Raw genomic sequence first — 23626 nt, forward strand, 5'->3', positions numbered from 1 at the left:
ACGGTGGCCTCCCACCCGCTGTCAAGAGAGAACGCTTCTATCTGTCCCTCACTGCGGTGGCTGCTTAGATCCTAAAAATCCTTGCGCGAAATGTGTCAACTCATATTGACAAAATCAATCTGAGTTGATCCGGCACGGGCAAGTAAAAGAACAGTTTGGGGCCATATGGCGGCTCCCAAACTGTTCTTTTACTTTTCTTATAACTCAAACAAAACTCTGACATTACCCCAACATATCAGCGGTATGATTGCACCATCAACAGGAGAAAGGAGACTCCCATGAATATCTTGATTGGATTGTTGTCGATCGCTGTTGTGGTGGTCACTGGGAAGGTGACATACCGAGATCTGTTCCAGGAAAAGGAGTACGCAAAATGAGGTTCATATCTGTCATTTGGACAAAATACTCCGACCCTTTGGCTGAGCTGGTCTACTACCTGACAGGCCGAAGCTATACCCATGCGGCCATTTCCTTGGATGAGGATTGCTCATACTATTACAGCTTCTGCTTCAAAGGTTTTTGCCAGGAAACGCTTGAGAAGTACCGGCGCAGAGGCGTTACAAAAAGCTTGCAGCTGCGCTTGGCAGTACCGGACGATGTGTACGAGGGACTGCGGCGTAAACTGCGTTTTGTTGAGCGCAACGCACAATTCTACGAATATACAAAATTTGGTTTATTCTGCGCCCTTCTCCGCATACCCCTGCGGTGGCACAGACGGTATTTCTGCTCCCAATTTATTGCGGAGCTGTTGGAATCCACCGGAGCCACCCAGCTTTCCCGTCCCGCCTGTCTTACTTTGCCAAACCATCTGCTGCGGGATCTGAGGGCATCGCCCGCTCTCTTTGAAGTGGTATCAGGAGTCGTTTAATTACAACTGTAATTTTTTAATAATTCTCTAACGCTTCTATAGCAATGCAACAACATAAACTTGATAAACTCTCATCGTCTTAGGCGGCTGATGCCGTAAATTCACATAGAGGAAGGTGTTTTCATGAAACGCACATTTGCAATCCTGGCGGCGGTGGCCGCGGGCATCGGCATGGTAGCGGCGATCCTGGCCGCTGTATTCGCTCACCACGAGAGTTACTGATCGATCCGAAACGAATCAAACAGAAGGGAAAACACACGATGAACAATTTATTTACCAAAGCCCAGGGCTTGGCCCTGGATCTGGCTATGAACTATGTTTTGAAAGACCCTGCCCACAATATTTCACGCCTGCTGGATGTGGTGGAGACGTTGGATATCACCGGGGAACACGCCAGACAGCTGGAAGTGGTCCGCCCTATGGCGGCAGACCCGGATAATACCTGGAACAAGTTTGTAGTCAAGCTGTGTGAGGAGGTGGACCATGATGTCCTGAAAACCACCGTCCGCAGCTTCTTCTTCAATGCCAGCGTCCTGGGGATGCAAAAACAGGCGGAGAGCAGGGAAAAATACGGCTGCAACATCCCTTGGGCCATCCTCATGGACCCCACCTCAGCCTGTAACCTACACTGTACTGGCTGCTGGGCGGCGGAGTACGGCAACCGGCTGAACATGAGCTATGAGGAATTGGATTCCATCATCAACCAGGCCAATGAATTGGGCACTTACTTCTTCCTCTATTCCGGCGGTGAACCGCTGGTGCGGAAAAAGGACATCATCCGGCTGTGCGAGGCTCATCCGGACTGCCAGTTTACCGCATTCACCAATGGGACCCTCATTGACGATCAGTTTGCGGAGGATATGCTCCGGGTAAAGAATTTCATCCCTGCCATTAGTGTGGAGGGCTTTGAGGAAGCCACCGACTTCCGGCGTGGCAGCGGCACCTTTGCCGCTGTGGAGCGGGCCATGACCATCCTGCGGGAGAAGAAGCTGCCTTTTGGCATCTCCTGCTGCTACACAAGCAAGAACGTAGAGGTCATTGGCTCGGAGGAATACTTCGACCAGATGATCGCCTGGGGCGCCCGGTTCTGCTGGCTGTTCACTTATATGCCCGTGGGCAATGAGGCGGTGCCGGAGCTGATGGTCAGCGCGGAACAGAGAAGATTCATGTACGAACAGGTACGGAAGTTCCGGGAGACAAAGCCGCTGTTCACCCTGGACTTCTGGAATGACGGTGAATACTCGAAGGGCTGCCTGGCCGGAGGCCGGGTGTACTTACATATCAACGCCAACGGGGACTATGAGCCGTACGCCTTCATTCATTACTCAGACACGAATATCCGCACCCACACACTGCTGGAGGCCCTGCAGGCCCCGCTGTTTACAGCCTACAAGGAGGGCCAGCCCTGGAACCAAAACCACCTGCGGCCCTGTCCGCTGCTGGACAACCCGGAAGCGCTGGTGGATGTAGTAGAGCGTTCCGGCGCTCATTCTACCGATTTGCAGTCTCCGGAGGATGTGCGGGAGCTTGCGGGTAAATGCAAAGAAAAGGCGGCGGCATGGGCGGAGACAGCCGATGAAATATGGGCTTGCACCCATGGCTGCGGCAGCTGCTCAGAGTGCGTGGCAAAAAGAGCATGGGTATAGTGAGAACACAATTAAATATAAAAACCAGTATGGCTGCCATAGTTAACGCCATAAGGTTTAGTGCCCATCACCATTTTTTCATCCCCCGCCTGACGAGAAGCAGTGCAAAAACACCGGGCACTCCATCCGCAATGAGCCCAGCCCACAAACTGCCGCTGGGCCATCTGTTCTACCATCTGGGAGAACAGCGTCTCGGCCTGCTGGTCAATGTCAACAAGATAGCTGTCCAGTTTACCACTCAACTGCAAGTTAGTGTAGAGGATCTGGCGATATTTCTTGATGTACCGTAAGTGCCGCTGTCCCCATAGACCAATGGGCTGATCTTCTTCTGCCGGTAGAATTAGGCAAGGGATGTAATAGTCTCCCTGAAGTTCATACCACAAACCGTTGCTCTCATCAAAAATATACTTGTCCATATTGAAATCCTCCGCTATAATATATTCGCACATACGTCACAGCTCTCTGATTGCCACAATCTGTTATATCTTTTTATGGGATTTTCTTTCCCTTGCTTTTGCCCTTATGAGCTACCAGCGCAAGGGTAACATCATGTGAAACCGAATAAAGAAATAAGGTGAATTCACTGCGAAAAATCCTTTGTTTTCAAGGCTTTTGGAGGACTTTATTAATGCTTTATGGCAAGGGATAACTTCCCTTAAAATTGGGCAATTCCAATTCCAGTTTATTGGGCAGTCACTCAAAGCGGTGACTGCCCGTTTTGTGTAACGCTTTAGACCTCAATTTTCCGGGGTACAAGTCAAATCATACGTCCCCAACAAAATCCGTTCCGCAAGTCCTTGAAATAGGGGGCTTTTTTTGCCCCTAAAGCGTTACATCCCAGCCCGGTGGCGGCGCACTCGCTCCCGGATTTTCCGGCGCTTTTCCTGGCCGGCGCAGTCCTCGCAGTAGAGAGCCCGATTGCTCCGGGGAAGGAACAGAGCGCCGCAGATAGCACAGCGTTTCCGCGTTCCCGCCTGGCCCAGCAGCTCTCCCCACAACTCCTGGTCAGATGGAAGGACAGCACTCCGAAAGTACCGGCACAGCAGGGTGTTGGAGATCAGCTGCGGACAAGGGCAGGGGTCGTAACCGTCATCCAGCAGCAGGCAGTTTCCCCGGTCATAATTGGCGTACAGACGGCGCAGGAGCTTTTTGACCCTGGAAAACTGATTTTCGGTCATGCGGGGGAGGTCAGCTGTTGCCCTTGTCATTACCTTTTTCATTGTCAAACTCCAGCCGGAAGTTGGTTTTCTCCCCGTCATCCTTCAAGGACACCGTGGCGTCATAGGTCTTTTTCGTTTTCTCAGACCAGCAGTCAATGAGATGAAGTTTGCCCTCGTTCAGCAGAGCGGAGGTGGTATCCCTGTCGAAGGATTTTTTCTTGGCGGCAAAAAAGCGGTTGTCCTTCCAAAGGGCGAACCGGCAGGCAGGATTTTCACAGAAAAAGCCCTTCTTGCTCTCAGTGACATTACTCTTGCACCGGGGGCAGGGACCAGCTGGAGGGGAACAGCACCTCGCCGCCAGGGACCGGGGCGCACGTTTCCGCCAGCTCCCACACCATGGCGGAGATGGCCTCCATGAAGTCCTCCGGGGACAGCTCCCCATGCTCCACCTGTTTCAGCCGGTTCTCCCACTCCGCCGTCAGCAGCGGGGATTGCAGTTGCTCCGGCAGGACAGTGATGAGTGAGCAGCCCTCCTGAGTAGGAATGAGGCTTGTGACCTTCTTGGCCTTCTTCCGCTCCACAAAGCCAGCGGACACCAGCTTTTCCAGGATGGGGGCACGGGTGGCCGGGGTCCCGATGCCCTTCCGCTCCACATCATCGGGCATATCCTCAACACCGGCAGTCTCCATGGAGGCCAGGATAGTGTCTTCAATGAACGTACAGGAGAGCCTTTCCATTATTCTTCGATCCAAAATATTTTACGGAATATCCCAGGGCATTTTGCGCAGTGAGGAGACACGCTCTGAAATATTTCCAGAATTGCAAATCATATCTCCAGAGCAATTTACCAGAGTAGAGCGAGGCCGGGAACAGCGTTCCGCTACCTATGAAGCAAAATGTGCGGCATCATGGGGTGTGGATGTTTCTCTTCTGAAAGATGGAACTATACCCACAAACCGCCCACCCCGTACTGTTCCTAAGCGGAACTCCGGACGGGCGCTTTTATCTGGCAACGTATTCTGTGGCCATTGCGGAGGGCGGATATTTGCCTCGACCGGAAGGAAAAGTCACCATACTGATCCGAACAAAGTTTCTGAGCGGATACCAATTTACAAATGCTACAACCGTACACAACATAAAGGCATCTGTGACGGACCCACCACCTATCGCGCTGAAAAAGTGGACCAAGTAATCAAAGATATCTTACAGGGGATTTTTGCCCGGGCAAAGTCAATCGATGAGAGAGATTTTGCAAAGCAGAAAGTCCAAAGCACGGCAAAAGAGTATCAACAGAAACTGACAAAGGCCAAAGCTGACCATGCGAAATATTTCAGAGAATTGGTCAAACGGGAAGGTTTGATGTTGGATTCTCTGGAAGGAACCTGTGTTTTTTCCCCCGAGCAGATCAAAAAAAGGATGGACTCAGTTCAGCAATCTCTCATTAGCCTGACGGAAGAAATTGAAACGCTTCAATCCAAGGCCGACGAAGCAAAGGTCGTGGCAGATGAAATTCTGGAACAGCACCACCGGCTGCTCAGTTGGGCAGATATGTTTACTAATGCTCCCTCAGAAGAACAAAAAATGATAGCTTCCTATCTTATCAAAGCCGTGACATTGACTAGAGATTACGGAATCCAAATCGAGTTCAATATTTATGAGGCTCAATATCTCAACGGTATGGAAATGGGCTAAAACGCATTTTTGTACGGGGGACAGGCAGTGATCCAGATACCTGCGGCAGCTGACGAAACAGCATCTTTTGATTTGGTGTTTGCCAGAGCAAGCTGGGGAACCAGTTGACAATGATAATAGAGCACAGTGGTACAGGTAATTTGCTGGAGCACACGAGAGGAAAAAGTGTTGGACAGCTGTAGGAAGGAACAATATAATTTAAATATAAATTTTTACTGCAGAAAAATTTATTTGTACAATATGTATAAGTCCAGGCCACTTCCATGTGTTACACAAAAAGAAAGGGGGAATCTTCCTTGCGTCAAAATTCGGCAAATGAAAAACCCCGTTCCAAGGGCTTTTACGGCACCGTTGAAGCAATTGGCAACAAAATTCCCAACCCGATGATCTTCTTTGTCTGGTTTTGCGTCATCATCATTCTGGCATCCTGGATCTGTTCCAGCATAGGCCTGTCGGCGGTCAACCCGGCTACCGGAGAGACGGCGGAGGTGTACAATCTGCTCTCCAGAGAAGGGATTGCCCGAATGCTGACCAGCATGGTCTCCAATTTCCAGTCTCTCTCCGTCCTGGGTCCGGTGCTCACCTGTATGTTCGGTGTCGGGATCTGTGAGCGGTCCGGTCTGTTTCGCATTGCCCTGCAAAAGATTGTGGAGAGTTCCAATGGTTCTGACCTGAAAGTTATCATTGTCTTTTGCTTTGTCAGCGTTATGGCGGACGCCGCTGGCGGCGTGGGGTACGTTATCATGCCGGTACTGGGCGCCTCCATCTTTGCCACCATGGGCCGCAATCCCCTGGCCGGTGCGCTGTGTGGTTACGCCACCGTATCTGGAGCCATGTGCGCCAACCTGCTGCTCACCTCCATGGACGTGACCAACTACAGCTTTACGGCGGCGGCAGCCCAGCTGGTTGACCCAAACTACTCCGCTTCCCCCGCCATTAACTGGTATTTTGCCGCTTTTTCGGTGCTTATTCTCACCGTTGCCTCGGTGATAATTACCATCAAATTTGTGGAACCCCGGCTGGCCGCCCGACAGGGTGCGGTGCAGGCACAGCGCAGTGTAGAAAAGCTGACTCCGGAGGAGAACCGCGCCGTGCGCAATGCGCTGATCTCCGTCTTAATCTATGCCGTGGTGCTGCTGGTGGGGATGATTCCCTCCGAGGGCATCCTGCGGGACCCGGAAACCGGCGGGCTTTTTGTGGCGGCGGCTCCCCTGATGAAGGGACTCCCCTTCCTCATTGCACTGCTGTTCTTTATTCCGGGCGTAGTGTTCGGTTTGTCCTGTGGGACCTTCCAAAACAGCACCGACGTGGTGAACGCCTTGGGTGACTGTATGAAGGATATGGGCTCCTTTGTGGCGCTGTGCTTCGTGATGGCCCAGTTCCTGAAGTACTTTGAGTGGTCCAATCTGGCCATCATCGTAGCCATCACGGGGGCGGAACTCCTGAACAACTCCGGCCTGCCCATGCTAGTGATTCTAATTTTATTTATTCTGCTGTCGGGCTTTATGAATCTGTTTATCGGCAGTGCCTCGGCAAAATACGGCCTGATTGCCTCGGTGTTTGTGCCCATGTTCATGCTGATGGGCTACGATCCGGCTCTGACCCAGATGTGCTACCGCATCGGCGACGCCTTTACCAATCCCATCACGCCCGCCTTCGCCTACTTTGCCATGCTCCTGTCCCTGTGCAAGCAGCACGACAAGGACTTCGGCTTTGGAACCCTGATGGCTAATATGCTGCCCTACACCATTGGCTTCTTTCTGTGCTTTGTGGCGCAGATGTGCATCTGGTTTGTCTTCCAGATCCCCCTGGGACCGGGCGGCGGAATCTTATATTAATTTGGAGGAATGACATATGAAATCTATCGCTGAGATCAAGCAGGACCTGAAACAGTTTGACCGCAAGCAGCTCTACAAGGACAAGGTGGTCAAAATGCAGCGCTCCATGGTGGAGATGGGCATCGACGCCGTGATCTGCTTCAAGCCCCAGAACACATTCTACCTCTCCGGCTTCAACCCTATTCTCTACAGCCACCCCGTGGTTGTGGTGGTCCCCGCCCAGGGGGAGGCCGTGCTGTTGGTTCACAGCCTGCGGGCCCGCCACTCCGCCGACGAGGCCGCCATTGACGATATCCGCCTCTTCGGCGCCTGGGCCAACCAGAAGCCCATCGCTGATGACGCCTACAGCGCCATCAGCATCATTGCCGACGACTTGAAAATCAAGGGCAAGGTCATTGGCTATGAGGGGGACTTCCTCTCGCTCAACCAGTACAAGAAGCTCCAGGATATCACCAACGCCGCCCAGATGACCGACGTGTCCGACTTCCTGAAGCGGTCCAGAAACATCAAGAACGAGTACGAGATCAACCTGCTGCGCCTGTCCGCCAGCTTGACCAACGTAGGTATGGAGGCCGCTGTGGCCAACATCCGCAAGAGCGAGGCCCAGGCCAGCATCGCCGCTGAGATCGCCATGCGGGAGTTGTGGGCCAAGGAGCTGAGCGAGTTTGAGATCAGCAGCTTCGGCAACACGGAGGGTGGCATTGTCACCGCGCTGTGGTGCTACTCCAACTCGGGATACCGCGTCCCCTACGGCTGTGAGTGCCCTGGCGACCGGGTACCTCTGGAGGGAGAGGTCTGCCTTCCCGTGTGCTGGGCCGCCATTGACGGCTACCACACGGAGAACGAACGCACGGTGATAATCGGCCAGATCCCCGAGAAGTATGAGCGGGCCTACGACGCTATGCTGGCCGGACGGAAGAATGTCTTTGCACTGATGAAGGCCGGTGTAAAGGTGGGCGATATCTATAACGCCGGTGTGGGGCCCTATATTGAGGCCGGCTTCGGCGACTTCCTTCCCGGACGCATCGGCCACGGCCTGGGCATGAGCCTGCACGAGTTCCCCTCCCTGTCTAAGAACAACGACATGGTGCTGGAGGAGGGAATGGTGGTCACGGTAGAGCCCGGCCTGGTCTTCGCCGGATGGGGCTCCACCCGCCACTCGGACACCGTGGTGGTCCGCAAGGACGGCATTGAGATTCTGACCAAGTCTCCGGTGGAGGGCGAGGACCGGCTGGTCCGCTGACCCAATCCAACTGCCCTGAATCCAATTCAGGGCAGTTTTGAAATCAAAATACAAGAAGGAGTTGTTACCATGAAAGCGGCAATTTTAGGTCTGGGTAAGATCGGCCACAACACGGCGGCTACCCTGGTAGACCGGGGGCTGGAGGTCACTGGCTTTACCCGGGATGCGGAGAAGGCCAGAGCTGTTAACGAGTGCGGTATCACAGTATCGGGTGCGCTGAACGGAAATTTTAAGGTGAAAGCCTTTACCGACATCGACCAGGCCATCGAAGGGGCCAAGTTCCTGGTGATTACCACCACCTCCAAGGGGCACCGCCCCATGGCGGAGTTGCTGAAGGGCAAGCTCCAGGAGGGGCAGCGCATTGTGATCATCACCGGCAACTGGGGCGCCTATGAATTTTATAGCGTGCTGCGGGACGAGGTGCGGGAGAAGCACGTCATCATCGGCGAGACCAGCGGCAACCTGGCGGCCTCCCCCTCCCTGACCTACCCGGCTACTACCTTTATGAAGACCTCTAAAAAATCCATGAGTTTTGCCACCATTCCGGGCAGCGCCGGCCCCATGGTGGTGGAGGAGCTGAAGCAGGCCTTTCCCGAGTTTTATCCGGTGGCCAACGTGCTGGATACCTCTATGAACAACACCAATCCTCCGGTCCATGTACCCTTCTGCATCTTTAACATCACCAGAATGGCCAACGGGGAGGACGCCCAGTTCTACGGCCAGTGTCTGCCCCCCATTCTGCTGGACTTCGTCATGGCTGCGGACGCGGAGCGCTGTGCGGTAGCCAAGGCCATTGGCGGGGAATCCAAGAGCATTCTGGATCTGATGAACGCCGCCTGGAAGGTCAACTACGACAACATCAAGGACCTGGGCCTGGAAAATCCCAGTCTGAAGAGCGTCAAGCTGCCTAAGGACCCCTATCACCGCTTTCTCACCGAGGATGTCCCCTACGGCTATATGGCGGTGAGCCGGCTGGGCAAAAAGTACAACGTTCCCACCCCCCGGATCGACCTGTTGGTAGATGCCTACCGCTATCTGCTGGCCGACCGGGCGGAGCTGGACGGGCCGGAATTTAATGTTGACATGGAGGAGGTTCTGTAGTAAAAAGGCTGTAGAATCAACCGCGCCCAGGGCGCGGCGGTATGGAGTGACAGCGGTATGGCAGAGACTGGAAAAAGAGTGGTAAAAAAGGCAGGCAATTTGAATCTGCTCAATTTGGAGTACTTTTTAATCGCGGCGGAGGAGTTGAATTTCACCCGTGCCGCAGGCCGCCTGCACATTGCCCAGCAGTCGCTGAGCAACCACATCACCAAGCTGGAGGAGCACTTTGAAACCCCTCTCTTCGACCGCACGCCGCCTATGTCGCTGACCCCGGCGGGGCTGTGCTTCCAGCGGCACGCCAGACTGCTGTGTCAGTCGCTGGATGAGATGGAGCTGGAGATTCAAGATATCAAGGATTTCAAAAGCAGCGAAATCACCCTGGGGATCACCCCAGCCAGAGGGGCCTGCTATCTGCCCATGCTGCTGCCAAAATTCCGCGCCGCATTTCCCTCTATGAAGGTAAATGTGGTGGAGGGAAACGCAGAACAGTTGGAGCAGCTCCTCAGCGAGGCAAGGGTGGACCTTATCATCGGGCGTTACCCTAAAAATCCCCTGGGACTGACCTGTGAGCTGGTGTGGAAGGAGCAATATGTCTTGATTGTGCCCCAAAATCTGTTGGAGACCTATCTTCCAGACCGGTGGGAGGAACTGTGCGCACATCCGGAGAAAGCTGGCCTGAAAGACTTCGGAGCGCTCCCTTTTCTGGCCAGCCAGAAAGATCTGCACACCGGCACTATTTTTCACAGCTGCTGTTCGAAAGCTGGCATAACCCCCAATATCGTCTTGGAGTCAAAAAATATCAATATCACCCTTTCTCTGTGTTTTGAAGGGATGGGGGCACTGGTCTGCCCCAACAGCTTCCTCCATCCCTTCCGCTATCAGCTGCGTACACAGCGGACCCCGCGGCTGTTTGTTTTTCCTCTGCACTACAACGATGACATTATGGTCAGCTATTTGAGTGGAAAGTATTTTCCTGTCGGGGCGCAAAAATTCAAGGAAATGATTCAAGAGGTGGGGGCTGTTATATCCAACCAGCCGGTCTGGGAGGATCAGTTCCTCACAGAGAAACGAGGCATACCATGAAACGAATTCTTATGCTGGCTACTGGAGGCACCATTGCCTCCAAAGAGAGCGGTCAAGGTCTAAGCCCCGCTATCACCTCGGAGGAGATCCTGCGCTATGTCCCGGATATCGAGGTGCTGTGCCAGGTAGATACCCTCCAGCTGATGAATCTGGACAGCACCAATATCGGCCCGACACACTGGCTAGAGATCAGCGCCGCCATTGAAGCACGCTACTCCAGCTATGACGGTTTTGTCATTGCCCACGGGACTGATACTATGGCGTACACCGCCGCCGCACTGTCCTACCTCATTCAAAACTCGCCCAAGCCCATCGTTATCACCGGCTCCCAGAAGTCCATCATCCTGGATGAGACGGATGCCAAACGCAACCTATTCAACAGCTTTCTCTACGCTGCCGCTCAGGATTCCCATGACGTGAGCCTGGTGTTTGACGGAAAGGTAATCCTGGGTACCCGGGCCCGGAAGGAGCGTACCAAGAGCTATAACGCCTTTTCAAGTGTGGATTATCCGGAAATTGCGGTGATTCGGGATGGAAAGCTGATCCGCTATCTAGGCGTGAAGCACTACAGCTATGGGGCTGAGCCTACCTTTTACCATACCTTGGAACCCAATGTTCTGCTGCTGACCCTCATTCCTGGGATAGGAGCCCAAGTGCTGGAGCAGTTGAAAGACAGTTTTCGGGCGGTAATCTGTCAATCCTTTGGGGTAGGCGGTCTGCCCGACTTAGGGGAGGGAAGTTTTTCCAGCGCTGTCAAGAGTTGGCTGGACAGTGGGAAGACCTTTGTGATGATGACTCAGGTCCCCTATGAGGGGAGCGACATGTCGGTGTACCAGGTGGGGCGGCAGTTGAAAAACAGATACCCCATCCTGGAGGCTTATAACATGACCATGGAGGCGGCAGCTACGAAACTGATGTGGGTGTTGGGACAGACTGACCGTCCAGAAGAAATTGAAGCTCGATTTTATCAGACAATACAATATGATTTGATCCGGGCATAGCTGGGACGATAGACTATATAAAACGGCAATATCAATATGTGCTTCGAGTTTACCGGTGAACGCTGCAAAATCATTGAATACTACAAGTTTAGTATTTGGGCCGCCTAAGCGGCTTCTATCCCATACTGGCGATTTGGATAGTCAAAACTGAAATTCAGAGGAAAGCCGATACCACCCCTCATCTTGAAATCGTCTTTGACTTTGTAAACGAAATATGATATATAAAAATGCCAGCATAAAGTGTACAGCAAAAGATAAGGCAGTTTTTTTATCAAACATTTTTCATGCCTCCATGTTCGCCCGTTGACCGGGCCTTGATTTTTTCCTGCCTTCGTGTTACCATGGGGGCGGAATGGGAGGCAGGTCCCATCCGCCCTTTTGGTGTTAGGCTCCCTTGGCTTTGGTAGGCGTTGGGGAGCCTAACTTTTTACTTGCTGGGGTCTCTCGGGGGCCGCTGGATACCAGTGGCGATGTACTTGATGCACTCGGTAGCTTCCTTCTCAGAGTGCCCGTTGGCAATCAGCCAATCAATGAGCCTTGCGGCTTCCGTAGCGGTCATGCTACATTCCTCCATTTGCTTTACCTCCTGCCCGGTAAGATTTCCCGGCTCCCGGTCGTGCCCGTTCGCTCGGGATGTATCCCCCTTGATGTGCCTGAATGTTACAACGCAAGCGCCTTAAACTCAATCTGGAATATGGTCTAAATTTCCTTGCGTGTGTATGGCAAACTTGCCATGCCGCACAGGCCGGAGAAAAGCGCCGGCGCAGCAGCCCCGGCGCTTCGATTTCTTACAGCTTGATCCCGTAGCCACCCGGACCATACACGGTCTGACGAACCGGGTCGGTCCGCTGGGACCGGATGAAGTCTTTCGCCGCCTCCATATCCGGGAATTCGCCCAGCAGCGGCCAGTTGTAATCACTCTGGTGCTGTCCCCGGACGAAGAAGCCATGCGCCACAGCATGATCCTTGATCGAGGTCGTATCAATGCGGAAAGCGAGGTATTTCATAATTTCCATCCTTTCTGTAGGCCGGGGGCAGCACCCCCGGCGGTTCGGTTCAGTCCAGCAGATTTTCCATGGCGATGGGGTATTGGGCCTTGAGCTTTTCAAAGGCCCTGCGGGTGACCCGGTAGGTCCGCCAGCCTTCCACATCTTTCTTGCAGCCGGGTGCCCAGCAGACCGGGACGATTTCAGTAATTCCCCTCCCCTTCAGTTCCAGGGGAGTATCCACATAGTAGTGGGTGCCGTAGTGGCCCAGGGTGGCCTCCAATTGGACCTCGGGCTTCCGTTGGCCCATTTCCGGGCAGTAGAGGTGGACGCCAGCCCGATGGTCGTCCAGATAAATAATCTCCGCCATACCAGCACCTCCATACCGGATACCGGCCAGCTTCAGCCAGCGGTTCAGCTCGGCCTTGCTGGCGAAGCGGTAGTCGTTGCGGGTACCGCCCGTCCGGTTGATAACCAGGGTATAACCCACGCAGGTTTTGAAGATTTCGTATTTCATAAGCCCTTCCTCCCTTACCGATTGGCCTTAATGGTCTGCTCGTCCACGGCCCACAGCTTCGCCTCACTGCACTCATACAGATACTTACTGGAGCCGTTGGGCTTCCCCAGCCGAGCGCCCTCCGGGAGGCAGAGAACGGAGAGCAGCCCCCGCCCGGTTTCGACGGAAGCCACCACAGTGGGCTTCCCGTTCTCGCCGGTTTTCATTTCCACGTTCATCCCGATACGGGAGAGGCCAGCGGCCACACGATCCAGATTCATCATTTTGAGTACCTCCGTCGTTTGATTGTGGCTGAATGTTACAGCGCACACGCATTAAAAGCAATCTGGAAAAGAGTCCAAAATACGGGATGTGTGTATGGCAAGTTTGACTGATTGACAACTGCCTCGCACACGCCGTATGATGATAGGACTACACAAGGAGGTGGGCGAAATGCCGAAGCTGACCGAAAGAGCAAACATGATCCCCATAGACCGCAGGTGCATGGAAAAGGGTATCAGCCGCCGGGAGCTGGCCAGACGCAGCGGCGTCCCGACGGGCACCTTGGAGGCCTGGGGGAACCGCACCAGGGTACCCCGTGACGTGTACCAGCTACTGAAGGTGGCCCAGGTCCTGGAATGCCATATAGAGGACCTGATCGAGCCTGAGGCGGACCCGGCGGAGAAGTAGTAGCAAGGCGGCGGACGCAGGACCGCCGCCTTTGCTATCCAGGCCAGGGCAGAGCAAAGCCGCCAGGGCGGACCCCGGCGGCTGCTTTCAGATATATTCCGGCTTAATCTCTGCGCCCATCGGGCAATCCGGCTCACCATCAAAGGCATTGTTGCAAGCGGAATGTGGAGTATCCCCACGCTGCTCACACACCTCCCTCGGGGAGCAGCAATCGGTCAGTTTCCAGAGATCGCCGTTTTCATCTTCGTAGACGTAGCGCCCCCAGCTGTCGATGCCGATATACTGCAGGTGCAGAATTTTCGTTTGTACTGCAGTAAGCTCGTAGGAGCTACAGTCGTACCGGTCGAGCGGCTTCTCGTAGTCGATATATCCCCAAGCCTCCCGGCCAATTTCCTCGCAGTAGGTTTTTTGGTCGAAATTGTGGATTTCCAGAACTTTGTTCCATTCCCGCTTCGGGAAGGTCCCAGGCCCAATCGGGCGCTGCGTGCTATAATATCTCATACTGTGTCCTTTCTGCCCTGCCATCTTCAGCACAGGTGGGGCGGTTCCTGTGGACGGGCCTATGGCCCGTTTCGGCTTAGTAGACCACTTCATCAGCGGAAACGACAATCCAGTGTTTACCGGGTACGTCGCACTTAGGATTGGCCTCCCTCGCCTTTCGCAGAGCCTCGCTTTTCGTAGCAGCAAACTGGTGCCCTTTTACAAGCTGCCCGGTCACAGGATGCCTATAGGTGACAGCCCACGTTTTAATTTCAGCCATAACAAGTCCTTTCTGCCCTGCCATCATCAGGCCGGGTGGGGCGGTTCCCGGCGACGGGCCAGCGGCCCGTTTCGGCTTTAGAACATTTCGTCCTCGATTTCCTCGATATTCACCACGATCACGTCCCGCCCCGTATCGTTCATATGGACACTGGCCATTCGGAGGATGTTCACCTCGTACACGTTGTTCAGGTCCGCCATTATCAGCTCCCGCATACCGTCGTATTCCAGGACCTCGCCCACCGTTACGTTGACGATTCGCACCAGGTAATCCTCTGCATCGTTCCGAACCATAGCCTGGAGAACCAGGTTTTTCATTTGGCCCATTTCCATCGGGTAGACCTTTGTGGTGCGCTCTTTATAGCCGTAGTTGGAAAGTTTCATTTTATTTACCTCCGTTTATTTTGGGCTGGTTTCCCGCCCTTCAGGATGGCTGAATGTTACGATGCAAGCGCCTTAAAATCAATCTGGAAAACAGTCTAAAATATACGGCGTGTGTATGGCATACTTGTCCAAAAAAGCCTGGAGGCAGCACACGCCGCCCCCAGGCAAAGACAGAAAAAGGCACCCAGCCATATAGACCGGATGCCTGATTTTTAGCGCCGCTTCTCAGGGAGCGGCAGGGCCAGCACGAAGGCCACACCAACGAAATAGATGGTGGGTGTTCGTATAAGCCCCCTATGGTGGACCATGCCCTACTGGTGATCGAGGAGCTCTGCGACGTGGATTCCCGCCAGGTCTACGATGAAGATAATAAGGGTTGGAAGGCAGTGAGCAACGCCATCAAGGGCAGGCTGGTCGCGGACGACGACCAGTTCAGCCTGAGCCTGTGCCTGCTGGCCCAGCGGTCCCCAGAAAAGGTATGCCACATCTATGTGCTGCCGGTGCAGGACGCAGGAGACTTTTTCTTTATGCGCTCAGATCATTTCCCCTTTTCCCGCTGACCTTCGGTTACATTGGAACCGCAAATTACGCTGTGACCTCCGGTTACAAACCATCGTCAAAATCCCGCACCATCGGTTACAATGGCGATACAATTCTATGCCTGACCTTCGGTTACATCGGACTATGGATGTAACCGAAGGTCAGCCCTGTTTTCCCTTGAAATATCAAGCTTTTTTCACTTCTGATATTCGGTTACATTGAAAATTTGTAACCCTCCTATGCCACCTTCGGTTACAATGACACCCCAATTTGAAAGGAGGAGTCCCCGATGCTGTACGACCGCAGGGATTTTGGCCTGCTGCGTCTGGCGGGGGCCTACCAATGGCTACCCCTCGCCCCGCTGCGGGCGCTGTCCCCCTTGAAACAGCTCTCCTGGGAGGCCGGCCTGCTGTCCCTAATGGGACTGCTCACCTTTTCCCGGAACGGCGAATACCTGTCCCTCTCCCCGGAGGGCTATCAGCTTCTGTCTACCTTTGACCTCAGATTTCAGCCCCCGGCGAAACGTCCCTATTCCAACAGCCCAACCCTTCGACGGAGATTAGAGGTCGGTTCGATCCTGTTCACCTGTCTCAGCGCAGGAATTGAGCCCGCCTTAGACAAGGTGGAACGCCTCAAACACCAGCCTGTTTTCCTCCCAGCCTTTACCCTCCGCACCGGAGACGGAAACCTGATGAACGCCGCCGGCTGCGCTGGTTTCGGCCACTGGGGAAATACGGCCTATATGGTCCTGTACGTCAGTGAGCACAGTACCGGCTTTTTTATGAACAATGAGCTGTCCCATCTCCACAACCTGTCCTCTATATTCAGCGAGCGGCTGGACACACCCCAGGCCCTTATCCTGGCGGGGGAGAACTACCAGGCCATTTATAAAATCCTGACCCGAACAACACCCTCTGAGCGAAACGGCAAAAAGGGCTATGTGGACTACAGCCAGGCATACCCCCGGCTGGGTATCCCGGCCTGTCTGCTCTCTTGCGACGATACCGGGGCGCTCCAACTTGCTATCATGCGGCAGACGGACTACCGCCCCCGCATTGCCCAGGCCGCATTCGGCGCCCGGTGGAAAGCGGAGGATGACCGGCTCCCGGAGGCGGACGGCCATGTGGATGGAAACCCTCTGGTGATCGCTGTGGATATGGACCTGCGCCGCTTGGATCGGATATGCTGGGACGCCCGGCAGCAGGGCCGAAAGGAAATTCTGGTAGCGGCTTTGGAGGGCCAGATGTCCGGACTTCTGTTGGACTACTTTCCGCGGGACATACCTGTCCGGCCCCTTCGGATCAATGCCCGGGTCCTCTCCGTGGCCTTTGGCGGCGAATGTATTCTGGGCGACCCCTGGCCGGAGGAACCGCTGAGACGGAAGGGAGGGCTGGCCCATGTTTAGGCTCTCCACCCAGATCGCCAAGCTGGAGGACCGCTGGGGGAAAAAGCTGGAACGGCACTTGGAGAAGTACAAGGGGAAGTGGAAGCTCTATCTTGCCCTGGGGTTGTCCGCCTGGTACTTCTACGGTATGTTCATCAATTCCATCCGCCTGGGAAACCGGGCCGTCTTTGGACCGGAGAGCGAGTCCGTGACCTCCATCTGGGTGGTCAATCCGTTCTTCAATCTGCTGGCCGTCTTTACCCCCACAGGACTGGCGGTGACAGTGGTGGGGGCGCTGCTGGTCTGTCTCATTACCAAGAAGGGCTACATCTGGTTTTCCGGGTACAAGTACATCCACGACAAGCGGGGCTTTGACATTCTCCCGGACGGCACACACGGCACATCGGGCTTTATGGGCAGGAAGGAGCAGGGGCAGATCGTCCTCACCGGACCCATCCAGGACTTGGACCGCACCCTCCTGGGCAAGCAGAAGGGCAGTCCGGAGGAGGACGACAGGTACGCCGAGTACGTCACCCTCAAACCCGGCTGCGGCCTGACGGAGCACATCATGATCTACGGCGCTACCGGCTCCGGCAAGACCCGGGGCTTTGTCAAACCCTTTATCCTCCAGACCGCCCGCCGGAAGGAGAGCATGGTCCTGGTCGATCCCAAGGGCGAAATTTATGAGAGTATGTCGGCCTTCCTGAAGGCGGAGGGCTACGATGTCCGGATGTTCAACCTTCTGGACATGGAGAACAGCGACGCCTGGAACTGCCTCAGCGAGATCGAGCACAACAAAGACCTGGTGCAGTCTATCGCGGAGGTCATCATCAAGAATACATCCAACGCCAACGAGCGGCAGGACTTCTGGGAAAAAGCGGAGCTGAATCTGCTCATGGCGCTGATGCACTACGTCGCCTCCCAGACCGTCCCCGGGACGAAAGAGCTGCTGCCCATCCAGCAGCGGTCCTTGGGGGCCATCTACCGGATGCTGTCCAATGAGTCCTTCGCCAACCTGGAGCGGAGGTTTGAGGCCCTGCCCAAGGGACACCCGGCCCTGGCCCCCTACGGTATCTTCAAGCTGGCCAACCGGCAGATCTGGGGCAACATCGCCATCGGCTTAGGCAACCGCCTGTCCGTGTTCCAAAATCCCCTGGTGGACAAGATCACTTCCTACAACGAGATTGATTTGACGCTGCCCAGAAAAAAGCCCTGTGCCTACTTCTGCTGTATCTCCGCCCAGGATTCGTCCTTGGAGTTTCTGAGTTCCCTGTTTTTCTCTCAGCTCTTTACCAGCCTGATGGACTACGGCCGCAGGCACGGGGACCATGGGCGGCTGCCAGTGACGGTGAACGTCTGCCTGGAGGAGTTCTGTAACATCGGCAAGCTGATGGACTTCAAGCGGGTGCTCAACGTCTGCCGTGGCTCGGCCATCTTCTGCCAGATCATTGTCCAGTCCATCCCCCAGCTTCAGGACCGCTACCCCAAGACGGAGTGGGAGGAGCTGATCGGCTGTACCGATATCCAGATATGCCTGGGCTGCAACGACGTGGACACCGCCACCTACATCTCCAAGAAGTGCGGCATGGTGACCATCAAGGTGGAGAATAACCAGATGCCTTTGACGCCGCTGTTCTCCCCGGTCTACACCTCCACCCGGCCCTACAGCCAGACCAAGAGCAACACCCAGCGGGCCCTGATGCTCCCGGATGAGATCCTTCGGATGGACAACCGGGAGTGCCTGGTGCTACTGCGGGGTCAAAAGCCCTTGCGCCTCTATAAGATCATCCCGGATGAACACCCCAGCTTTGGACAGCTGCGGGATGTGCGGATATCCGACTACACCCCCCACTGGCGGCAGGAAGAGGCAAAGCCCGCTCCACCGCCCACCGCGCCCAAAGAGGCCAGCCCGCCTGAGAAGACCAGGCCGGCCCCTGCCCCCGCTCCAGCACCAGAACCGGAGCAGGAAGTTCCAGCCACGACCCCGATCACCTTTCCCCAGCAATTTGACTATGGCCTCCTGTCTCCGGAGCTGGTCGACCTGGAGGGGCCGGAGATTGGACCAGACCAGGACGCCCCCTATGGTGCGTTCGATTTAATAGAAACACTGCCCCAGGACGTGGGCGGAGACCAACATGAGGAGGGACGGCGCTGAGTGCGCTGTCCTTCCACTTATAAAAGGAGAGATTGACTATGAAGGCAGCGCCCATGACTCAGAAGCCCTCCTTCCCTTTGATGAAGCAGGGGGATATCCAGAATATCTACCACCTTCAGATGCCCCGCTGGCTCTTTACCGACCCCCGCTATATGGGCTTGGCCCTGGAGAGCAAGGTGGCCTATACCTTTCTGCTCAACCGTTTCCAGCTCTCCCGGCTCAACGGCTGGGTGAATGAGGACGGGGCGGTGTTCATCATCTACACCCGCCACTCCCTGGCCGATGAGATGCAGGTCAGCTACCGGAAGATCATCGAGTCCATGAAAGAGCTGTCCGCCGCTGGGCTGATCTGGGAGAAGCGGTGCGGCCGGGGCAACGCCAATCAGATCTACTTGGCCCTGGTGGAGCATGAGGAGGTCAAAGGCGGCAGCGCTCCATTCGTAGGACCGGAGCATGAGGCCGCTGGCGCTGCTCCTGCAAATCAGCCGACGGACGGTGGGGACGTAAGAAGTGCCGAATCTGCACATCTTGATAAGACTTCACCCCCAGAGTGTCCCCCCACACCCGCCTTAGAAGTGCCGGAGCAGCATTTCAAGAAGTGCGAAAACGGCATCTCTGGAAGTGCGGGAATGGCACATCCAGAAGTGCCGAAACCGCACCCAAGTCAAAGAGAAAAAAGTCATACTGATTCGATTCATACTGAAACCAGTCCGTCCGTCTGCCAGGCAGCGGGACGGACGGACGCGGAGCCGCCGGGAGGAAATTTTGTTCTGGGCATGAGCGAACAGGAGCAGCTTGCCCGGATTCTGGACAACTGCGAGCTGTGGGTATTCGATCCGGAGACGGCGAAGGTGTTCGCCAACGCCATCGAGCGGCTGTTTTACTCGGACAGCTTTCGGATCGGGAAAGCCGTCCTTCCCCGGGCCAATGTGCGCTCCCGGCTTTGGGACCTGGACGCCGTGATCCTCCAGAGCGTGGAGGGCAAGCTGCGGAGCAACCAGCGGGATGTGAGGAACTCCACCGCCTACACCATGGCGGTGATTTTCAACACCATCTGCGAGGCCCACAGCGACGTCCTGGTGGACCCGTATCTGAACGGGACCAGCGAACCGCCGGAACCGAGGTGACGGTATGTGATGAATCTGACGGAGGACCAGCGTTATTTCATGGACATCCTGGAGACAGCCGGTTTTGTCCGGGCCGGCCAGGTACTGCCGCTGCTGCGGATCAACGAGCCGCAAAAGGAACTGAAGCACGCCGAAGCCCTGCTGCGCCGCCTGCGGTATCTGGGACAGCTGACCCTCTCCCCGGAGGGACTGGTCTGCCTGCCGGAGCTGAGGGATGCGCCCCCGGACCTGGAAATGCTTTTGGCGCTGGATGTTCTTCTGGCGCTCCACCCTGACCGGCTGCTCCGTGTCTCCCTCCAGCCGCCCTATAAGCTCTGCTTTTTGGTCCAGCGGGCCGACGGGTGGATCGACTACTTCGCCGTTATGCCGGTATCCGTTGGACATGAGGGGCGTATCAGCCAGCTGCTGCAGGCGGAGCCGAAAAACTACATTTTCCTGCTGCCCCTGGAGGACGCGGCCCAGCACCAGCAGATCACTTTGGCCCGCAGTCATTACTTCATCCTGCGGCAAGGGGACCGTCTACGGTTCTACAAAGGGGGTGAGGCCGGGAAGTGACCCGCCAGGCGGCCCAATACATCAAAAATTGGAAAGGAGCAAAACAACATGGAAATGGAACTTATGGAAAACGGCCTGACCCAGGAGGAACAGGCTACGCAGCCCGCCACTGTGCCCGAGCTGGAGCCGGCCAGCGGCCCTGACGTACCCGAGCCTGTAGAGACCGAGACGCCGGAGGAACCTCCCAAGAAAAAACGCGCGGCCAGAAAGAAAACGGAGAAAGCGACAAACGACCCGGCCCCGGTCCTTGGGGATACCTTGGAGGAGGGCGAGGATCTGCCCGCGCCAGAGGACGCGCCCCTGGAAGATGGCCCCCTGGGTGAGGGCTTGTCTGAGGCTGACCAGCTGGACCCGGAACCCACTGCCGCCGCTGATGGCATTGTGGTGATGGGGCTGGCCGAACAGGATGTGAGTGATGCGCCCGCTGAAGAACCGGAGTCCGTAGAAGCGGCCGTCCCGTCTCCGGCCCAGCCAGACACGCCGGAGCCTGAGCGGACGCGGCCCGCCGCGCCCAGGGCCAGACCCACGAGGTCGGCAAACAACCACAGCCGGCTTCTGTCTTTAGACCTGAACAAGCTGGACCGGGATCTGACCGAACCGGAGCGCCAGGAGTGGAATAATATTTATGCCTCCTTCCGCTCCAAGTCCGTCCTGACCGGGAAGATCATCGGTATTGAGGCCCACGCCTTCAACGTACAGAACCGGGAGACCGGCCAGGTGGAGCGGCGGAGGATCTACTGCGCCGCGGTGATCGCCTACAAGGTCAAGGTGCTGATTCCGGAGACAGAGATGTGGATGCCCGGCGAGGAGCGGCCTACCCACGTCCTGCGGAATATGTCCGGCGCGGAGATCGACTATGTGATTTTGGATGTGGACCGTGTGGGCGGCATGGCCACCGCCTCCCGCCGCATGGGAGCCGTGATTCGGCGGCACGCTTTCGATACGGCCAGAGGAGGCCATGAGCCTGGAGAGCGCCTGCCTTGCCGCGTCCTGACCGTGGGTCCCAACCGCTGCCTGATCGAGTGTGGAGGCCGGGACCTCACCTTGCGCTACCGGGACATCAGCTACTCCAGCTACGACGATCTGCGGAAGCAGTACCGCCCGGGTGAGCACTACGACTGCATCCTCAAGGAGTACGACCGTGCCACCGGTCTCTTGCGTGTCTCTATCAAGGAGGCCGCCCCCAATCCCTTTGAGGGGGCTGTTGTCCGCCACCCACTGGGCTGCCGGCGTCAGGCGGTCATCAGCGGGAAGTATGGCGGCGGGGTGTTCTGCACCATGCCGGATGGCACAACCTGTCTGTGCCTCTACACCGCCCAACACACCGACCGTGAGTTCCGCAAGGGAGACACGGTGATCCTGGCGGTGGTCAAGTACGACTATGAGCGCAGCCTGATTTATGGCCGTATTCTGTCCAAGTGGTAGAGAACTGTTGATAGGAAGCGGGTGGGGAATGATATCCCCGCCCGCCTCTTTTTGTCTGTATCTCTTGAATAAATGTGAGATTTATGATAATATAAAAATCAATCCAAGGGTTATGAGAAAGCAGGTGGCAGTTTTGACAACGACAGAACAGATTGACCAGAAGCACCAGGAGGACCTGCAGCGGCTTAGAGGTTTCCGCCTGCTGGATGATGATTTTCTGACGAAGTGTTTTGATGGAGACCCCAAGTACATCCAATTTGTTCTCCGAATTGTGATGGAGAAGCCTGACCTGAAGGTTGAGGATGTCCGTACCCAGGTGTTTGTGGAAAATCTGCTTAACCGCTCTGTGCGGCTGGATGTTCTGGCAACCGACAGCACCGGGCAAACCATAAACGTGGAAATTCAGCGTTCCGACAAAGGAGCAGGACGAAAGCGGGCAAGATATAACAGCAGCATGATGGACGCAAATCTGCTTCATAAGAGTGAGGACTTTGACCAGTTGCCGGAGACGTGGGTGATTTTTATTACGGAGCGTGACGTGATTGGGAAAGGACTGCCGCGCTACCCGGTTGAACGCTGTTTTTTAGAGACCGGAGAAATATTCGGGGATGGATCACATATTCTTTATATGAATGGCGCATACCGGGATGAGTCGCCAATCGGTAAACTGATGCACGATTTTTCCTGCACAGACCCGGCAAATATGTATTACGATGAACTGGCAGAACGAGTTAGATTTTTCAAAGAGGATAAGGAGGGAATCTCAATTATGTGCAAGGCCATGGAAGATATGAGAAACGAGTCTCTACAAGAGGGTGTAAAAGAAGGCAAGAAAGAGGAAAAGAGATTAACCGTCCTCCGAATGCTGGAAATCGGCAAGTATGCGTTGGAAGAAATTTCTGAGATTGCCGGCCTTCCCTTGGACGAAGTAAAAAAGCTGCAGACTGGTCAGGGTATGTGACTTGGCAGCCTAATTTGTTTATGCGCATAGAGAAGCCCTTCTGTATCCGTCGAGGAACAGGAGGGCTTTTTTCATAGGTCTTGCCGGAGCTTTTCGTTGGCCCGCAGAGCGTCTACCACCGACTGAGTAACGTCCTTGACCACACGAAGCTCGTAGTCGTCGCAGGAATCCACAATCTGCTGAATGTCTCGTTCAAGCTGCGGCCTGGCGTGGACGATGCTGTCATAGAGCAGATCATCTACTGTCACGCCCAAGGCGTTGGCAATGCTGACCAGCGCGGTCAGGCTGATCCTGGTGCTTCCGGTTTCAATGTTGCTCATGTGGGAGGGGGACATCTCCAGCATGGTGGAAAGCCTGTTCTGAGTCATGTCGGCGTTGATCCTGGCAATCTTGATCCGCTTCCCGAGCGCCTTATAATCCAGCTCCAAAGTGTATTCTCCTTTTAGCAAATTCTTCTATTACAATAGAATTACGGTTCAAGGCACGGCAGCCAGCCGTGTCTTTTTCCGCATTGTTGCCAAAGCTGTTAGAA

General features: G+C 55.3%; 26 protein-coding genes and 1 other RNA gene. 16 read left to right on the plus strand and 11 right to left on the minus strand.

From position 1 onward, the window contains the following. Positions 1 to 373: 373 nt before the first annotated feature. Both D1646_RS19165 and D1646_RS19170 read left to right on the plus strand, forming a co-directional pair. Positions 374 to 868, plus strand: coding sequence for a hypothetical protein (locus D1646_RS19165; RefSeq protein ID WP_160637993.1), 495 nt, complete (start codon positions 374 to 376; stop codon positions 866 to 868). 260 nt (positions 869 to 1128) lie between these two features. Continuing rightward, the gene (locus D1646_RS19170; RefSeq protein WP_160637994.1) at positions 1129 to 2514 is read left to right on the plus strand and encodes a radical SAM protein; all 1386 of its coding nucleotides are present in this window, start codon (positions 1129 to 1131) and stop codon (positions 2512 to 2514) included. A gap of 11 nt (positions 2515 to 2525) precedes the next feature. On the opposite strand, the gene D1646_RS19175 is transcribed toward D1646_RS19170, so the two are convergent. The 3 genes from D1646_RS19175 to D1646_RS24055 form a co-directional block, all read right to left on the minus strand. After that, positions 2526 to 2930, minus strand: a complete 405-nt coding sequence (locus tag D1646_RS19175; RefSeq protein WP_160637995.1) for a TnpV protein — start codon at positions 2928 to 2930, stop codon at positions 2526 to 2528. 414 nt (positions 2931 to 3344) lie between these two features. Further along, entirely contained in the window at positions 3345 to 3734 is a 390-nt protein-coding gene (locus D1646_RS19180) for a cysteine-rich VLP domain-containing protein (RefSeq protein WP_243154249.1), read from the minus strand. A gap of 245 nt (positions 3735 to 3979) precedes the next feature. Then, on the minus strand, positions 3980 to 4411 hold the full coding sequence (locus D1646_RS24055; RefSeq protein WP_347565254.1) for a DNA topoisomerase: 432 nt from the start codon (positions 4409 to 4411) through the stop codon (positions 3980 to 3982). Here D1646_RS24055 and D1646_RS19190 point away from each other — a divergent pair. The 6 genes from D1646_RS19190 to D1646_RS19215 all read left to right on the plus strand — a co-directional run bounded on the left by D1646_RS19190 (position 4386) and on the right by D1646_RS19215 (position 11632). Next, a complete protein-coding gene (locus D1646_RS19190) occupies positions 4386 to 5366 on the plus strand; it encodes a recombinase zinc beta ribbon domain-containing protein (RefSeq protein ID WP_160637996.1) in 981 nt (326 codons plus the stop codon). The genes D1646_RS24055 and D1646_RS19190 overlap by 26 nt on opposite strands. 296 nt (positions 5367 to 5662) lie before the next feature. Then, the gene (locus D1646_RS19195; protein ID WP_243154250.1) at positions 5663 to 7204 is read left to right on the plus strand and encodes an AbgT family transporter; all 1542 of its coding nucleotides are present in this window, start codon (positions 5663 to 5665) and stop codon (positions 7202 to 7204) included. Between the two features lie 16 nt (positions 7205 to 7220). Beyond that, the gene (locus D1646_RS19200) at positions 7221 to 8447 is read left to right on the plus strand and encodes a Xaa-Pro peptidase family protein (protein WP_160637998.1); all 1227 of its coding nucleotides are present in this window, start codon (positions 7221 to 7223) and stop codon (positions 8445 to 8447) included. A gap of 69 nt (positions 8448 to 8516) precedes the next feature. After that, complete coding sequence (locus D1646_RS19205; protein WP_160637999.1) at positions 8517 to 9548, plus strand: NAD/NADP-dependent octopine/nopaline dehydrogenase family protein; 1032 nt, start codon at positions 8517 to 8519, stop codon at positions 9546 to 9548. 57 nt (positions 9549 to 9605) lie between these two features. Then, the gene (locus tag D1646_RS19210) at positions 9606 to 10631 is read left to right on the plus strand and encodes a LysR family transcriptional regulator (protein WP_160638000.1); all 1026 of its coding nucleotides are present in this window, start codon (positions 9606 to 9608) and stop codon (positions 10629 to 10631) included. Then, positions 10628 to 11632 (plus strand): asparaginase, encoded by a 1005-nt coding sequence (locus D1646_RS19215; RefSeq protein WP_160638001.1) that lies wholly within the window; start codon positions 10628 to 10630, stop codon positions 11630 to 11632. Before D1646_RS19210 ends, D1646_RS19215 begins: the two co-directional genes overlap by 4 nt. Before the next feature lie 427 nt (positions 11633 to 12059). Here D1646_RS19215 and D1646_RS19220 read toward each other — a convergent pair whose 3' ends face one another. The 4 genes from D1646_RS19220 to D1646_RS19235 form a co-directional block, all read right to left on the minus strand. Continuing rightward, positions 12060 to 12206, minus strand: a complete 147-nt coding sequence (locus tag D1646_RS19220; RefSeq protein ID WP_160638002.1) for a hypothetical protein — start codon at positions 12204 to 12206, stop codon at positions 12060 to 12062. A 214-nt stretch (positions 12207 to 12420) separates the two neighbouring features. After that, entirely contained in the window at positions 12421 to 12639 is a 219-nt protein-coding gene (locus D1646_RS19225; protein WP_160638003.1) for a hypothetical protein, read from the minus strand. A gap of 49 nt (positions 12640 to 12688) precedes the next feature. Then, positions 12689 to 13135 (minus strand): hypothetical protein, encoded by a 447-nt coding sequence (locus tag D1646_RS19230; RefSeq protein ID WP_160638004.1) that lies wholly within the window; start codon positions 13133 to 13135, stop codon positions 12689 to 12691. A 14-nt stretch (positions 13136 to 13149) separates the two neighbouring features. Continuing rightward, positions 13150 to 13398, minus strand: a complete 249-nt coding sequence (locus D1646_RS19235; RefSeq protein ID WP_160638005.1) for a hypothetical protein — start codon at positions 13396 to 13398, stop codon at positions 13150 to 13152. Positions 13399 to 13567: 169 nt separating this feature from the next. Between D1646_RS19235 and D1646_RS19240 the strand changes: the two genes are divergently transcribed. Then, on the plus strand, positions 13568 to 13804 hold the full coding sequence (locus tag D1646_RS19240; RefSeq protein ID WP_160638006.1) for a helix-turn-helix transcriptional regulator: 237 nt from the start codon (positions 13568 to 13570) through the stop codon (positions 13802 to 13804). Positions 13805 to 13891: 87 nt separating this feature from the next. Here the strand turns inward: D1646_RS19240 and D1646_RS22795 are convergent, their stop codons facing one another. The 3 genes from D1646_RS22795 to D1646_RS19260 all read right to left on the minus strand — a co-directional run bounded on the left by D1646_RS22795 (position 13892) and on the right by D1646_RS19260 (position 14947). Then, entirely contained in the window at positions 13892 to 14329 is a 438-nt protein-coding gene (locus D1646_RS22795; protein WP_243154251.1) for a hypothetical protein, read from the minus strand. Positions 14330 to 14575: 246 nt separating this feature from the next. Beyond that, positions 14576 to 14641: hammerhead ribozyme type II (locus D1646_RS19255), an RNA gene on the minus strand. Then, positions 14642 to 14947, minus strand: a complete 306-nt coding sequence (locus D1646_RS19260) for a hypothetical protein (protein ID WP_160638007.1) — start codon at positions 14945 to 14947, stop codon at positions 14642 to 14644. 296 nt (positions 14948 to 15243) lie between these two features. On the opposite strand from D1646_RS19260, the gene D1646_RS19265 reads away from it, so the two are divergent. The 7 genes from D1646_RS19265 to D1646_RS19295 all read left to right on the plus strand — a co-directional run bounded on the left by D1646_RS19265 (position 15244) and on the right by D1646_RS19295 (position 23094). Next, positions 15244 to 15507 (plus strand): hypothetical protein, encoded by a 264-nt coding sequence (locus tag D1646_RS19265; RefSeq protein ID WP_160638008.1) that lies wholly within the window; start codon positions 15244 to 15246, stop codon positions 15505 to 15507. Positions 15508 to 15776: 269 nt separating this feature from the next. Then, complete coding sequence (locus D1646_RS19270) at positions 15777 to 16892, plus strand: hypothetical protein (RefSeq protein ID WP_160638009.1); 1116 nt, start codon at positions 15777 to 15779, stop codon at positions 16890 to 16892. After that, positions 16885 to 19026 (plus strand): VirD4-like conjugal transfer protein, CD1115 family, encoded by a 2142-nt coding sequence (locus D1646_RS19275; RefSeq protein ID WP_160638010.1) that lies wholly within the window; start codon positions 16885 to 16887, stop codon positions 19024 to 19026. The genes D1646_RS19270 and D1646_RS19275 overlap by 8 nt, the downstream gene beginning before the upstream one ends. 38 nt (positions 19027 to 19064) lie before the next feature. Continuing rightward, positions 19065 to 20153 (plus strand): replication initiator protein A, encoded by a 1089-nt coding sequence (locus D1646_RS19280; protein WP_160638011.1) that lies wholly within the window; start codon positions 19065 to 19067, stop codon positions 20151 to 20153. Between the two features lie 6 nt (positions 20154 to 20159). Then, positions 20160 to 20708, plus strand: coding sequence for a hypothetical protein (locus D1646_RS19285; protein WP_160638012.1), 549 nt, complete (start codon positions 20160 to 20162; stop codon positions 20706 to 20708). A gap of 48 nt (positions 20709 to 20756) precedes the next feature. Continuing rightward, a complete protein-coding gene (locus tag D1646_RS19290) occupies positions 20757 to 22133 on the plus strand; it encodes a hypothetical protein (protein WP_160638013.1) in 1377 nt (458 codons plus the stop codon). Positions 22134 to 22266: 133 nt separating this feature from the next. Beyond that, the gene (locus D1646_RS19295) at positions 22267 to 23094 is read left to right on the plus strand and encodes a PD-(D/E)XK nuclease family transposase (RefSeq protein ID WP_347565255.1); all 828 of its coding nucleotides are present in this window, start codon (positions 22267 to 22269) and stop codon (positions 23092 to 23094) included. A gap of 71 nt (positions 23095 to 23165) precedes the next feature. On the opposite strand, the gene D1646_RS19300 is transcribed toward D1646_RS19295, so the two are convergent. Next, positions 23166 to 23522 carry a helix-turn-helix transcriptional regulator gene (locus tag D1646_RS19300; protein ID WP_160638015.1) on the minus strand — a complete coding sequence of 119 codons (357 nt, stop codon included), beginning with the start codon at positions 23520 to 23522 and terminating at the stop codon, positions 23166 to 23168. Between the last annotated feature and the right edge of the window lie 104 nt (positions 23523 to 23626).

It is taken from the genome of Pseudoflavonifractor sp. 60 (assembly GCF_009911645.1).
Classification (GTDB): Bacteria; Bacillota; Clostridia; order Oscillospirales; family Oscillospiraceae; genus Lawsonibacter.